This is a genomic window from Altibacter sp. HG106 (assembly GCF_028561755.1).
In the GTDB taxonomy this organism is placed as follows: Bacteria; Bacteroidota; Bacteroidia; order Flavobacteriales; family Flavobacteriaceae; genus DFVG01.
On the sequence record NZ_JAQQTD010000001.1, the window covers coordinates 71,426 to 86,092 of the forward strand.

A 14,667-nucleotide genomic window follows, 5' to 3' on the forward strand; every position below is an offset into this window, starting at 1 on the left:
CTACAATCTATTTGAATTAATTAAATCCTTTGCATCAACTTCCAGAATTTCTGCTATTTTGAAAGGCACTTCTAAACTTGGCTGAGTCCTATTCTGCACATAAGAATTGACCATATTATAGCTTTTTCCCAGTTTTTCAGATAACCAAGTCTGTTTAATTCCTTTAGATTTTAAAACTTCTTTTATGCGATTCATATCTAAAAAATTACATAATAAATATAAGTGAACATTTGAAATATGAGATATTATTGTGGAATCTTATTGGTTAGATATTAACAAATATCTCCATTCCACACACATTACACTCCCCTCCTACCATCAGTTACCCAAGCCTTTCCCACTAACTAACCCACCAACTCACCAACCCCCTAACCTTATTGTCTATAGAAATGATATATTTGCGTCTCAGGACATTTAAACCCTACTTATGAAATTCGTTTTTTCCTTTCTTATTTTCCTTTTTACGTTCACTGTTTTCGCCCAGGACGAAGACTATACCAACTCCTTAAAAACCACCCGTTCTGGTTTCGGAAACCAAAGCGGCTTTAATATGGGCCCAGAATTTGTCAATGCCAGAACCCGAACCGACGGTTCTGCGTATTATTTCGATGCATGGGACCTGGAAGCCACGATCTACTTAAAAGAACAAGGGCGCTACAAAATTGACAAGGCCAATATCAATTTAATGGATAACAAATTTGAGGCACTATATGACGAAACCAAAGTATATACCTTCGACACCAAGAACATTCTGCAAATTATTATCAAAGACAAAATCTTTAGAACCCTTACATTAGACGGGAAACCAACCTTGCTCGAGCTTTTCTTTAATGAAGACATTACGATTTATAAATACTATACCATCAAATATTCCAAGAGTTCTCCTAACCCTATGGTCAACCGCAGAACAAATAAATATATTCGGAATGAGCGGTATTACGTGGAAGAAAACGGCAGGCTTGAAAAGGTAAAACTCAGCAAACGCGGGTTTGCAAAACAGTTCGCCACAAAAGAACTAAATAGAGACGCCATCGAAACCTATATCGAAGTCAATGGTATTTCGCTCAGTGACGAAGCCGAACTCCAACAACTTCTCAACTATGTTGGAAGCTAATTTTTTCCAGTCCATGCATAAAAAAAACGACTCCGGGGACGGAGTCGTTTTTTCATTTCATAGGTTTTACGTCCTGAATACTATGTCATAAATTCAAAGTCCTACGTCCTTTTTCTTATTACTCAATACTCAAAACTAAATACTAACTGATATCTAATTCCCCATCAACCCCTGCCCTTCGATCCACGGGGCACCCGCAGCTTTGAGTCGGCGTTCCAGCGCCGGCAAGGTGTTGTTCTGCATGGTTTTTAATTTCGACTTCACCGTGCGTAACTGTCCTTCAACACGCTCCAGCAACGCTTTGTGCGTTCCGGTAGGCCCATAGGTGTTGCCAAAGGCTACCCAACCAATTCTTCCGCCATCATTGGCTGTTGGGTTCGACCGCTCCCCTATTTCATCCTTCACCGAATCGCCACGCAGTTCTTTTTCGATCGCCAATAGGTCCATGCGCGCTTTGTTGATGTCTTGCAATAAGGCGTCATTATTAGAAGTTGCTTTATTAGCCGCTCGTTTCATGGCCGCAACTTTATCCAATTGGCGTGTCATCATCATATTCGTGGCCGTGAGGTCTTGCTGAAACGCAAACACTTCTTCTCTAAAGTTGTTCATTTCTTCAAAGGACTTGCGTGGCAGTGCACCGTCATACATGGCGACTACTTTAAATTCTTGCGGACCTTGAAGCGTGGTCGTTACTCCGTCCACGCGTTTTACCAAAGTAGCTGAATAGGTTCCGGGCGTCACCATCACATTTCCGGTACCGATACCGTCTCCCTTACCAGAAAGTCGCTCACCTCGTTTATCTGGGTAGTTCAATTCCCAATTCACTCGATTAAAACCTTTTTTATTAGTCCCCTCAATCGTATTGACCAAATTTCCATTAGCATCTTTGATCAAGAACAATACTTTGGGTCCGTCTTGGTTGGTTTCTGCTTCTAATGCCTCCCAGCCGGGAAAGTTAGTATTCGTCTTTTCACGTTCTTTGCGCTCGTCTTTCAACGATTTATAGCCATCGGCTAAGTAATAGGTGAATCGTGCGCCAAATGGAGCGTTCGGGGCTTTATACTCCGCGTCACCCTGACTCCCTACTCTACTCGCTTCCGAATACCAATGCGCATCCTTAATTGGGAATAGCGTGGCTTCTTTAGAAAGCATAGCGGCGTTAAAGTTTCGCAACGGACTTATATCATCCAGAATAAAAAAGCCACGTCCAAAGGAAGCGCCCACCAGATCGTCTTCCCGCCGTTGGATGGTAATGTCTCTGAAGGAGATGGTAGGTACCCCTCCACCGAGTTCTACCCAGTTCTTTCCGCCGTTGTACGTAAAATAAATACCGTATTCGGTGGCAGCGAACAATAGGTTTTTATCCACGTGATCTTGTACCAAACGCCAAACCAACATGCGTACCGGCAGGTCGCCACTGATCAGCGACCAGCTTCTTCCCTTGTCAGAGCTTTTCAGAATATAGGGCTTGTAATCGCCGTATTTATGATTGTCTACGGTAACGTACACCACATTCGCATCAAACAAATCGGCGCGCACATCATTCACAAACGGCACGTTTCCGAGTCCTTTAATGTTGCTGAGCGTAGATTTCCGCCAGGTGTTTCCGCCATCTTCCGTAGTTTGAATAATTCCATCATCAGTTCCGGCGTAAATAAGTCCCTCTTGCTTGGGCGACTCTGCCAACGAAGTAATGGTGTTGTAATTCGACATGGCCACCACATCCCAGGCGTTGTCCCAACTTTGTTGTTTTCCGTAGTACGGAAAAGTCATACGGTCCTGATTAAGGGTAAGATCTTCGGAAATAGGGGTCCAATCGTCTCCCCGATTCTCCGAACGCCACACGCGCTGCGACGCGAAATACAGGCGTTTGGGGTTATGCGGACTCACCAGGATGGGGGCATCCCAATTGAAGCGCTCAAAAGGTTCTCCAGCTCTAGCCTGCGGCTGAATAAACACGGTTTCTTTGGTAGTTTGATCGATACGCCACAAGGCTCCCTGCTGAAACTCTCCGTAGGTAATGTTGGGGTTTCCGGGTTCGATAGCCGACTGGTGACCGTCGGCTCCTAAGGTTTTCCACCAATCGGAATTGGTGATCCCGTCAGAATAGGTGGTTTGTGAGGGTCCGCCGTGCGATCCATTGTCTTGGGTTCCCCCGTAAATATTGTAAAACGGTTCTGAATCGTCTACCGCGAGTTTAAAATATTGTGTAATCGGAAGGTTTCGAATGAACTTCCAACTATCGGTAAGATCGAAGCTTTCGTACAAACCGCCATCGGTTCCGAAGAGCACATAATTTGGGTCGGAAGCTTTAAACGCCATCGCATGACTGTCCACATGTTTGTTCTCTTCATTCATGGTGTAAAAGGTTTTTCCGTGGTCGTCTGAAATCTGAACATAATTGCTCATTAAGAACAGCTTCCCTTCGTGATGTGGAGAGGCGTACAGCTCCTGATAATAGTGAGGGCCGGTTCCGCCGGAAACCGCATCCGATTGTTTGGTCCAGGAGGCGCCTCGGTTCTCCGACATGTACACGCCTCCTTTGGTGCGATCTTCTTCGATGGCCGCGTAGATCACATCCGGATCGAATGGAGAAATCGCGAGTCCGATTTTTCCCAAATTAGAACTTGGGAGTCCGCTACTTAACTTCGTCCACGTCTCGCCCCCATCGGTACTTTTATGAAGTCCGGAACCGGGTCCGCCACCCAAATACCCGGCCACCGTTCGTTGCCGTTGCCAGGTGGCTGCGTATAACACATCAGGATCTAAAGTATCGATCACCAGATCGGTGGCCCCTACCCATTCGGCATCCCCCAGGGTTCGCTTCCACGTAGTTCCGCCGTCGGTTGTTTTATAAATTCCGCGTTCTCCTCCAGCAGTCCACAACGGCCCTTGAGAAACGACCCAAACCACGTTCGAGTCGTCTGGATGCACCACAATCTTCGAGATATGTTCCGAATTAGGCAAGCCCATGTTTTTCCAGCTCGCGCCGTCATCATGGCTCACGTATACTCCATCTCCAAAAGCCACGTGCCGTCCTCCTACATTTTCGCCCGTCCCTACCCAGATAGTATGCGGATTGTTGGGGTCTATGGTAATAGCTCCAATAGAATACGAGGCTTCATTGTCAAAAATAGGCTTCCAGGTCGTTCCAGAATTTGTTGTTTTCCAGACACCACCCGATCCTACGGCTACATACCATACGTTTTCGTTTTCGGGATGAATGGCGATATCTGCAATTCTACCGGAGGTGAAGGCCGGACCGATATTCCGCAGCATTAAGCCGGAAAAGGTTTTATCGGTAATTTCTTGCCCCTGAAGCGGTACAGCAAATAAAAAGGCAAAAAGGAGTACTACTGGGAGTGTAATTCGGTGTTTCATGGTTAATACTTTTTGGTTGATTCGAATGTCTATAGAAAATAGTGTACCGTTCAAAATACGATTATTCTATAATTTTTTTTAGGAGTTGAAGGGTTTTAACGTTCCAGGACCAAGCAAAAAAGAAATGCTGCGACCCACTACCAAGTTCATTCAATGAGCAGCGCCGCAGCATATATGACTTTAGAACTTTTTCGTTATGAAGTTTTTTTATCTTCAAGAGCTGGGTAATCAATATACCCCTTCTTCCCCGGCGTATAAAAGGTATCCTTATCCCATTCGGCTAAGGGCGCATCTTCCGCAAAGCGTTCTACGAGATCGGGATTCGAAATGTATAGCTTTCCGAAGGCCACCAGATCGGCATGTCCTGCCTCGATCACCTTATTTCCAGACTCCTGATCGAAATTGCTGTTGATCATTAAGGTGCCGTTGTACAAAGGGCGAAAGTGCTTGGCAATTTCGGTTACCGCAAACGGGATGTTGGACACATCGGTAAAGGGTTCCGAAAGGTGAACATACGCTAGGTTGTAGTCGTTGAGTTTTTGAATGATGTACTCAAAGGTGGGAATGGTTTCTTTATCCATGGTCATTCCGAAGACACCATGTAAGGAAGGATTAAATCGGGCGCCAATTTTTTCCTGCGGAATTACTTCCTTGATGGCATCGAGGGTTTCAAAAAAGAAGCGTGCCCGATTCTCGATGCTTCCCCCGTACTTGTCGGTTCTCGTATTTGAAGTTCCGTTGAAAAACTGATGAAATAAATAGCCGTTAGAAGAATGGATCTCTACGCCATCGAAACCAGCTGCCACTGCGTTTTTAGCGGCTTGTTGGAAGTCAGATATCGTCTCATCAATCTCGTTCTGCGTCATTGCTTTAGGGGTTACCGTATCTTTAAAACCTTCCGGCGTATAGGACTGGGCCTCCGGGTTGATGGCAGAAGGCGCTAACGGCAATGCGCCATCGTGAAAATAAGGATGCGACATACGCCCTACATGCCAAAGTTGAATAAAGATCTTCCCTCCTTGCTGGTGCACCCGATCGGTAACCTGTTTCCAACCGGCTACTTGCGCTTCGGTATGGATACCGGGGGTGTTGATATACCCCACGGCACGTTCGGATACCTGAGACCCTTCCGTAATAATGAGTCCGGCAGAAGCGCGTTGCTCGTAATAAACGCCGTGCAGTTCATCCACGGGTTTCTTTTCAGGATTATCAGCCCGACTACGGGTCATTGGCGCCATTATGATGCGATTCTTTAGCGCTACGTTATTTTTATATGGGGTGAGAAGAGGTTGCTTTGTCATGTGTTCTATTTTTTAATTTGAATGTTTCCGAAGATAGAAATTGTCTACCTCACTTTAGAGGAACATTCATACTTCCCTCCTATGCTACTATCAATAAAATATTGGGAGTCCCGAAAATTCTTAAAAACCCTTAAACCCCTATTAAACTTATACTAAAGTGGGTTTTAAATTATGATCTGGCTATAGTTATCACGTATCTTTAAGGTACTAATTAATAAAAAATCAAGACACTATGAATAGACGAAACAAGCAAACAGGAATTTGGGCACTTATTGGATTAGGAACAGCAGCAGCTGCCTATTTTGGATACCGCGCCCTTCCTGCCGACACAAAGAAGAACATCGGCAATAAAGTTCAAGGTGCCGGACAAAGCATCGCAGACAAAGCACGCGAGCTTGAAAGTTTAGTAAAGAAAAATGCTAAGAAAAAAGAACAAGCGATTACCTCCTAGAGGCATTATCGCTTATCAAAAGCCCTGTGAGATTGCACCCCTCGCAGGGTTTTTTTATACGTAATTTTAATTTGTTAAATCGTATACGTTTAAGTATCTTGCTGAAGTGAACTCCGCATTACACTTTCGTACTACCGTTAAGCAGCAGCTTTTAAAGGCCATGACTGAAGGCACGTTAGGTCCGGGTGATTTTTTGTCTTTGGCCCAGTTGGCGCGTGATCTTAACGTAAGCGTCACCCCCATTCGGGAAGCACTCACGCAACTCGAGCAAGCGCAGATCGTACAATCGGTTCCAAATCGTGGGTTCCAAATTCCAGAATTAGAAACTAGTGAGATTCCACAACTCTACCCCATCGTAGCCGCTTTGGAATGTCTTGCTATGGAGCAAACTCAATATGGAACTGTCTTGATTTATAAATTAAGAGAGAAGCAACGGTTATTCAGCACTGCAAAAACAGCCCTCGAACGCATTCAGGCTGATATGAGCTTTCACGAAACGCTCACCCAATACTGCGAGAATGATACCGTCCTTCATATTCTGAGTGATCTGAAAGTTCGCATTTTTTTCTATGAATTAGACTTTATGCAGGAATACGGTTTTGACACCTCTTCCGAAGCACAGCATGATCAAATCATCTCCCATTTGGAGCGTCACGAAATCAACAAGGCCATTGCCCTATTGAAAACAAATTGGTTACAAATCTTAAACAATACCTTATGAAACAGCTAATAATTGCCATCACATTATTGATACTTGGCGCTTGTAACGCTCAAGAAGTTCCAATTACTTCGTCACATATTTCTGAAACGATCATTGACACGCCACAGGTATTTTTGCCCGGAATTGTTTCCATGGACGAATCGACTCAATTCGATCTGGTCTTCGCTCCTGATAATAAAACTATTTACTTTACGCGTCGCAAAGGTGAAGAAAAACAGCGTATTTATTATGCTACGTATTCTGAAGAGAAAGGTTGGTCAACACCGGAAATCACCTCATTCTCTACAGATCGCGACGAGTACCCGAATCTCACTCCGGATGGCAGCACATTGTATTTCGGAAGTGAACGTGCTATTGAAGGGCGCCCAAATCTCGGCAACTTCGATACCAATGTCTGGATGACGAAAAAGAGCGACGAAGGATGGAGCTCTCCCTCCCCACTTTCACCAACAATCAATTATGTGCAAGCCGAAGGTGAGCAATGGCCTGTAAGCAATGAAAACCATTTTCACACGGTTGATGGTGAAACGTTTTATCTCTGTACTCAGCGTCCCGGAACGGAAGGTATTGATCTCTACCAAACCACAAAAACCGAATCGGGTTTCTCGGAGCCGCAACCTTTAGCGGCCACTATCAATACCGAAAAATACTGGGAATACGCTCCAAAACTTTCACCTGATGGTAACTATTTATTTTTCCAATCCTACGGCCGACCCGACACTCAAGGAGGCGACGACATTTATGTAAGTAAGCGCGGAGCAGATGGACAATGGCAACAGGCACAGCCTTTGGGAGCGATGATCAATACAGGGCAAAATGAATGCCCTACCGGCATGACCTGGGATGGTAACTTCTTTTTCTTTACGCGCGATGAACCATCCCCGGAAGGCGACTATGGCGGAATTTCAAAGGTCTATTTCATTTCTATGGAGGCCCTGATGCTCGATCAACTATTTGAACAATGATGAACAAATTCTGTTATACAATATTAAAGTTGTTATAAATAATTGTTGGAGGAGCTTTGGTATCTTAATTTTATAGAAAACAACTCACCTATGAAAAAATTACTTCGTGCCATTATCGCCTTTTGGGCAGCTCGTAAATTAGGCGGCAAACTTGGTTGCCTCGGAACCATCATTTTATTTTTTGTAATTTTTTGGCTGTTGGGTTGGATCTTTTAATTTAAGTGTCACTCGCTTCGTGTGCTTCCAAATCTTTTCGCAAGTCTAATTTTCGCAACTTCGGAAGGGCCAAACCGGTACTTACCACGGTGATCAATGTCATGGTACCACCAAAAACAACAGCGGTTACCGTTCCCATGAGTTTAGCGGTTAATCCACTTTCAAAGGCACCTAATTCATTGGAAGACCCTACGAACATCGAGTTTACAGACGCTACCCTTCCGCGCATCGAATCGGGAGTTCTCAGTTGAAGAATGGTTTGACGAATGATCATCGAAATTCCATCGGTCAAACCGCTAAAGAATAAGGCGACCACAGACAACCAAAAGGAAGTGGAAATTCCAAAGATGATAATACAGATTCCGAAGCCAAAGATCGCCATCAACAATTTCATCCCGGCATGTTTATTCAAAGGGAAGTACGCCGAGGTGAACATCATCACCAAGGCACCCACTGCCGGTGCGGCGCGCAGGACTCCAAAACCTTCGGGGCCTACTTTTAAAATATCCTGTGCGTAGACAGGAAGCAGCGCGACGGCTCCTCCAAAAAGCACAGCGATCATATCGAGCGTAATGGCTCCTAAAATGACTTTCGTCTTTCGCACGAAGCGGATGCCTTCTTTCAAACTCTGCCAGACCGGTTCACCTAGTTTTGGGTTTAAGATGGGTTTCTTCGGAATTTGAAGCAATACCAATAAGGCGGTCAACGAACAACCAAAGATCGCGAACATCGAGCCGTGTACGCCGATCCAATGAATTGAAAAACCGGCAACTGCCGGACCTACCACCGCGCCCATTTGCCATACCGAACTACTCCAGGTCGCAGCATTGGGATAGACTTTCTTCGGAACTAAGAGTGAAAATAATGAAAAGATAGTAGGACCTATAAAGGCACGTACTACGCCACCTAAGAAGACCAACACATAAATAATGGTGAGTTTGGTGCGTGATACGAGATCTCCTACTACTTCCGGCCAAGTGATCAAAAACAGTCCTAAGCTCACCACAGAAAACCCAAAAATACAGGTTACGAGTAGGTTTCTTTTTTCCCGTTGATCGACAATATGGCCTGCAAATAAGGCCAGAGACACTGCGGGAATCACTTCCATAAGTCCGATGATCCCAAGCGACAGCGGATTTTTAGTTATACTATACACCTCCCATTCAATGACCACAAATTGCATGGACCAAGCGAATACCATGGCAAAACGCACCAACAGAAATAAGTTGAATTCTCTAAAACGCAGGGCAGCGTAGGGATCGTTCTTAGCCATGGGGTAAAGGTAAAACTCCCTTTTGAAAAAATCTCTTAACGCACCGCTACTTTTTTATGAAGTAGTTGTGCTCCTACCTGAACGCGTATAAAGTAAACTCCAGCAGATAGCTGATCTGCCCCTTCCCAGCGCAGCGTACGCTGTTGTAGGTCGCTAGCAGGGTGTATTAGTTGCACCTCTCTCCCCTGCAGATCGATCACCGAAATACGCGTTGTCTGTGCTGTCGGAAAATTAAGATCGATTACCGTTTCTGAAGTGACCGGATTGGGGTAGATGGTAACGGCATCGGCAAGGGGCACTTCGGCAAGTCCGAAGGATTCGGGTTCGATAAAGGTGTAGTACACATCTTGTCCGCCATTTAAGGTATTCGCCCAGGCCAGATGCGCCCCTTGATTGGTGCTAACCATATCGAAATAGTCGCCCATCTTACTTTGATTCGGATACCCAATAGTTGGATCGAAGGCATCCGAAAGAATCATTTCGGGTTCCCAGGTAGTTCCCTGATCGTCCGAAAAGGTATAATATAACACAGAGTCAACGGTTCCTGAAGGCGCATCGCGAGTATCGAGCCACACCACGTCGATTCTTCCGTTTGGTGCTACCGACATGGTTCCCATCCATTGATAAGCATTTGAACCCGCATCGGTGTTCAAACGCAGGGCAGTTTCAAAGGTCACACCGCCATCGGTGCTTCTTGAAAACATAACATCGGCCGGATCACCATTTGTTCGCTCTACGGAAGCCAATACATACACATTTCCGGCGCCGGGACCACTCGAAATATCTACATCTACCCAGGCTTGCCCGAGCAGCCCAACCGGATTTACCAAAACACCGGCATTTAGAAAGCCTTGCAGGTCAACTTCCGAAGGAGTCTCCCAAACAATGCTGCTCCCAGCATTTTGAGCGTTCAGAGAACGCACCACGATCACTCCCGAACTTCCCCCTACTCCTACGAGGTAGAGCACTCCACTGTCATCCACGGCTAAGGTTCCCCAAAAGGGATCGCCGGCCACCTCGATACACGTTTCAAAGGTTTCACTGCCATCGGTGGAACGGGTAAAATTGCCAGGCGGACAGGTGGTGAAGCTAGAATTCCAATAGGAATAATTAAAGCCGTCGCTATCGCTTCCGCTTCGGTCGATTCGCATCCACTGTTTGTCACCGCCCCGGGCTGGTACCGGGGCTTCCCAAACGACACCACCATCGGTTATTTCGAATACATCGCATTCAAAGCTATCTTGCAAACTGTTGTAATAAAAATTTCCATCGAGATCAAAATCCAAAACCGGATCACTTCTAAAAACGCCGGGATCTAACACTCCGGGAAACGTAAATGTAATACCTCCATCTGTTGAATATCCGTACCCGGCCTGCCGGAAGTTGCTGGCGATGGCATCAAACTGCCGCCACCCTATCACAATGCGATCGGCATTGGTAGGATCCACGGCAATACTCGGTTCGTTAGCAGCATCGCCAACGATATCCATCCCGCTGCCATCCACATTTACCTGAGTCGTGAAAAAAGTGGCCGTGCGTTGTACATAGGCAGGTTGCCGCTGCATGGTATCTTTGTCAACGGGAAGGTACGGATCGTCTATACCTTCGTGGTACTTAGATTGTAACTCGTGCCAGGGATTTTCTTGTGCTTGAAGTATGGAAAAGCAACCTAGGAAGCATGCGAGTAGTATGTATATTGATTTCATAGCATTTAATTATTGAATTAAGATACGACATTTTGGGAGAAGCGTCTTGCGAAATTCGTTGACCAAAGACTGCAAGTAATTTAAAATTGGTAAGTTTATACAATAATTTATTGCTATTTCTTATTCGTATTTCTTCTCAAAAACCTGTTATGAAAACAACCACACTTTTGCTTTTTACGTCCCTATCTCTAGGAATCGTTTCTTGTAATCAAAATAAAACTTCTGAAAAGAAAGCTATGTCTGAAACCGAACTCATCGCGAAAGCAAAAGCCATTCATAAAAATGTGATCACCTTAGACACGCATTGCGATATCAATGTGGCCAATTTTACCGACTCTATCAACTATACTCAAGAACTGGACACGCAAATTACGCTTCCTAAAATGAAGGAAGGCGGCCTAGATGTAGCGTGGTTCATTGTATATACTGGGCAAGATAGCTTAACACCGTCGGGGTATGAGAAGGCCTATGCCAATGCAATTTCTAAATTTGATGCGATTCATCGGCTTACGACTGAAATCGCACCCAACGAGATCGCCCTGGCCCTTACTAGTGATGACGTACGCCGAATCCATTCCGAAGGGAAAAAGGTGGCCATGATCGGTATTGAGAATGGGTATCCGGTAGGCGAAGATCTCAGCCGGGTAGCAGAGTTTTATGAATTAGGGGGACGTTATATGTCGTTGGCTCACAACGGCCACAGTCAGTTGTGCGACAGCAATACGGGGGAAGTAAACGATGAGTGGCTGCACGACGGACTCAGTGATTTGGGCAAACAGGTGATTGTGGAAATGAATCGCCTGGGAATGATGATCGACGTATCGCACCCGAGCAAAAAAGCGATGAAAGACATGATCGAACTTTCAAAGGCCCCTATTATAGCCTCCCATTCCTCTGCCCGAGCGCTTTGTAACCACAGTAGAAACCTAGACGACGAGCAATTGGAATGGCTCAAAGAAAATGGCGGCGTTGTTCAAACGGTGGCGTTTCAGAGTTATCTGAACAAAGAAAAGGACGATGCGCGTACCGAAGTGGAAATTGAAGTAGCCAAACAAGTGGCAGATTCTCTTGGAATGGAATGGCTAGAGCGCGAAGAAGTGATGGCCTTGCCTACGGTAGAACGTCGCGCTTACTTCGAGCAGTATCGAAAACTAATTCCGCTGCGCGATAAAAAACTTGAGAAGCTTCCCGAACTACCGCCTCAGGTAGATGTGGTGGATTTTGTAAACCATATCGATTATTTAGTAAAAAAGATCGGGATCAACCATGTGGGGATTAGTTCCGATTTTGATGGCGGCGGAGGAATTGAAGGTTGGAGCGATGCTTCGGAAACCTTTAATGTGACCTTAGAATTGGTTCGCAGGGGTTATTCGGAAGCTGAAATTGAAAAATTGTGGAGCGGCAATCTTCTTCGTGTGTTAGATGAAGTGGAAGCAATTGCTAAAGAAATCGAGGCGGAGGCAGCGCGTTCGTAAATGACCGATATCATTCACCGTCATTTCAAAATCTACAAGCCTTCGGGCATGCTCAGTCAGTTTGTGAGTCAGCAAAAAAAAGCACACAAAAAGAAATTTTTAGGCGCGTTGTACGATTTTCCAACAGGCACGATGGCTGTGGGCAGACTCGATGAAAAAAGCGAAGGGTTATTGTTATTGACTACCGATGGCGCTGTAAGCTTTTCAATCAATAACGGACCCTATGAAAAAGAATATTGGGCGCAAGTTGCGGGTGTGATCTCTTCCGAAGCCATAACACAGTTGGAAAACGGAGTGACCATTGGAATTCATGGAACAACCTATCGCACCAAGCAATGTGTCGCCACGAAACTAGATTCCCCTACCCTTCCTAACGCCCAACATAAATTACCCGATGACCGGCATGGCCCAACCTCCTGGGTTCGAATAGTCCTTACGGAGGGAAAATTTAGACAAGTACGGAAAATGACAGCCGCGGTGGGCTATCCTACACTTCGATTGGTTCGGGTGCGCATTGGCGACCAACTGTTGGATGGGTTACGACCAGGGGATGTAGTTCCTATAGAAAAACCGGTTTAACGTTCCGCTTCAAAATAGCTATCTAAGAACTGAAAGCGATCGGTGATCCATTGAGTAAGGTATTGTTTATTTTCTTCCGTGAAGGTATTCTCCCAGATCAAGGCTTCCCTCGCATAGACTTGTTCCGACTCAAAACGTTGGTATTGCTCCTCGATCTGTTGCAATACCGTTTTTGTAGCATACAGGTCTTCCCGAAGTTCAAACCAACGGCGAGCTACTTTTTGACGGTAGCCTTCAGGATTTTCTTCCCAGAGTCTTTTGAAAAGGCCGTTGTCCAAAATATCATTGGTGGTAGGAATGCGTTTGCCGGCTTGAATCACTCCAAAACTTCCGTCCACATCCCACGGAATAAAGAGATAGGGCTCGTCGTTGTCATATCTTCCGAAGTAAAAATTCTTCCCTAAGTTATCGGTGGCACGAATCGCATTCACGAAAAGAAAGTAGTCTATCGCATTTTCTACATCCAGCCATTGTTCGAGATGTTGAGAGAATTCAGAGGCTGACGAAGTGGTCAAAAACTTCATGAAAGCGTGTAAGTTATCATAAAAAGCGACGTAATCTTCGTAAGGGTACTCCATTTCGAAGCCTGCCCAGGTAGGCAGTGAATTCTTAAAGTCTGGCGCCGCAATAAATTTTGTGCCATCGGCATAATAGCCCGCTTTAAATAACTCACCGCGTACGGTATCGCCATCCTTCTTCTTAAGCCGCATCAGCTTTCGGTCTACCTGTTCTCCCAAATAATAGATACCGCGGTAAGTGTCATTCACAAAAAGGTCTACATAAAATCCTTCCGGCCCCGATTTTCCCTTTTTACTATAGGTCCATGGCCGTTGTTCCTGCCACATCGCTAAGGCCGTCTTAGCGCGCAGACGAAGGGCTTCGTTATACATTCCGTCCAGCACATAATCGTCGTCCTCACGGAGGTTTTTCAGCAAGACGTCTTCCGACTCGGTGGTGCTTCCCTCCTCTTGAAATTCGATGTCAAAATTCTTCTTCGGAAACTGAAGGGATATATTTCCGCGTAAGCGCATCGTAATAGGCTGCGCGAAGGCTGTGTCGGCATCATAATACGAAAAGGTGGCCGGTACTCTAGGATGTTTTTTGAGCGTATCGGCTTCATACGAAATACGAACCACGGGATGTGTCGTAGTAAATAATTGATATTTTTTGCCATTGGATTGAAGGTTCACCGTATTTTTTGGATCAACGCTCCCCGCTTCTGTATTTTGATATGCGACATCAAACATGATTGTCTTGGGGCTTATTCCCATTCGTTCTGCCGATGCATTCCAAACGATCAGTTGATTTTTATGATCTACACCAAAAGAATAATCCGTTGCGGTAATTTCTTCTTGAGCGCACGAAGCAAAGGGAAGAGCCAGAATGAATCCTACTAAATAAAGCGTATAAATTTTTTTCAAAACGTATTAATTTTGTCCTTCGGAAAAATACACAAATTGCCTCCTACCCTTCCTTAAAAGGATG

Annotated in this window: 13 protein-coding genes; 7 read left to right on the forward strand and 6 right to left on the reverse strand. The window is 45.3% G+C overall.

The features are described 5' to 3' along the window. The gene (locus tag PO830_RS00350) at positions 1-195 is read right to left on the reverse strand and encodes a helix-turn-helix transcriptional regulator (protein ID WP_272851537.1); all 195 of its coding nucleotides are present in this window, start codon (positions 193-195) and stop codon (positions 1-3) included. 232 nt (positions 196-427) lie between these two features. Between PO830_RS00350 and PO830_RS00355 the strand changes: the two genes are divergently transcribed. Continuing rightward, a complete protein-coding gene (locus tag PO830_RS00355) occupies positions 428-1,114 on the forward strand; it encodes a hypothetical protein (protein ID WP_272851538.1) in 687 nt (228 codons plus the stop codon). 153 nt (positions 1,115-1,267) lie between these two features. On the opposite strand, the gene PO830_RS00360 is transcribed toward PO830_RS00355, so the two are convergent. Both PO830_RS00360 and PO830_RS00365 read right to left on the reverse strand, forming a co-directional pair. Further along, a complete protein-coding gene (locus PO830_RS00360) occupies positions 1,268-4,495 on the reverse strand; it encodes a VPS10 domain-containing protein (protein ID WP_272851539.1) in 3,228 nt (1,075 codons plus the stop codon). Between the two features lie 194 nt (positions 4,496-4,689). Continuing rightward, positions 4,690-5,796, reverse strand: coding sequence for an alkene reductase (locus PO830_RS00365; RefSeq protein ID WP_272851540.1), 1,107 nt, complete (start codon positions 5,794-5,796; stop codon positions 4,690-4,692). A gap of 232 nt (positions 5,797-6,028) precedes the next feature. Between PO830_RS00365 and PO830_RS00370 the strand changes: the two genes are divergently transcribed. The 4 genes from PO830_RS00370 (at position 6,029) to PO830_RS00385 (ending at position 8,149) form a co-directional block, all read left to right on the forward strand. Beyond that, positions 6,029-6,247: a hypothetical protein gene (locus PO830_RS00370; protein WP_272851541.1), complete on the forward strand. Its 219-nt coding sequence runs from the start codon at positions 6,029-6,031 to the stop codon at positions 6,245-6,247. 106 nt (positions 6,248-6,353) lie between these two features. Beyond that, on the forward strand, positions 6,354-6,968 hold the full coding sequence (locus PO830_RS00375) for a GntR family transcriptional regulator (RefSeq protein WP_272851542.1): 615 nt from the start codon (positions 6,354-6,356) through the stop codon (positions 6,966-6,968). After that, a complete protein-coding gene (locus PO830_RS00380) occupies positions 6,965-7,933 on the forward strand; it encodes a hypothetical protein (RefSeq protein WP_272851543.1) in 969 nt (322 codons plus the stop codon). The genes PO830_RS00375 and PO830_RS00380 overlap by 4 nt, the downstream gene beginning before the upstream one ends. A gap of 90 nt (positions 7,934-8,023) precedes the next feature. After that, positions 8,024-8,149: a hypothetical protein gene (locus PO830_RS00385; protein WP_272851544.1), complete on the forward strand. Its 126-nt coding sequence runs from the start codon at positions 8,024-8,026 to the stop codon at positions 8,147-8,149. A gap of 1 nt (position 8,150) precedes the next feature. On the opposite strand, the gene PO830_RS00390 is transcribed toward PO830_RS00385, so the two are convergent. After that, positions 8,151-9,422 carry an MFS transporter gene (locus tag PO830_RS00390; protein WP_272851545.1) on the reverse strand — a complete coding sequence of 424 codons (1,272 nt, stop codon included), beginning with the start codon at positions 9,420-9,422 and terminating at the stop codon, positions 8,151-8,153. Positions 9,423-9,457: 35 nt separating this feature from the next. Continuing rightward, on the reverse strand, positions 9,458-11,128 hold the full coding sequence (locus PO830_RS00395) for a T9SS type A sorting domain-containing protein (protein WP_272851546.1): 1,671 nt from the start codon (positions 11,126-11,128) through the stop codon (positions 9,458-9,460). 149 nt (positions 11,129-11,277) lie between these two features. On the opposite strand from PO830_RS00395, the gene PO830_RS00400 reads away from it, so the two are divergent. Both PO830_RS00400 and PO830_RS00405 read left to right on the forward strand, forming a co-directional pair. Then, positions 11,278-12,603, forward strand: a complete 1,326-nt coding sequence (locus PO830_RS00400) for a dipeptidase (protein ID WP_272851547.1) — start codon at positions 11,278-11,280, stop codon at positions 12,601-12,603. After that, the gene (locus tag PO830_RS00405; protein ID WP_272851548.1) at positions 12,604-13,182 is read left to right on the forward strand and encodes a pseudouridine synthase; all 579 of its coding nucleotides are present in this window, start codon (positions 12,604-12,606) and stop codon (positions 13,180-13,182) included. Here PO830_RS00405 and PO830_RS00410 read toward each other — a convergent pair. Continuing rightward, the gene (locus tag PO830_RS00410) at positions 13,179-14,603 is read right to left on the reverse strand and encodes a CotH kinase family protein (RefSeq protein ID WP_272851549.1); all 1,425 of its coding nucleotides are present in this window, start codon (positions 14,601-14,603) and stop codon (positions 13,179-13,181) included. The genes PO830_RS00405 and PO830_RS00410 overlap by 4 nt on opposite strands. Positions 14,604-14,667: the final 64 nt, after the last annotated feature.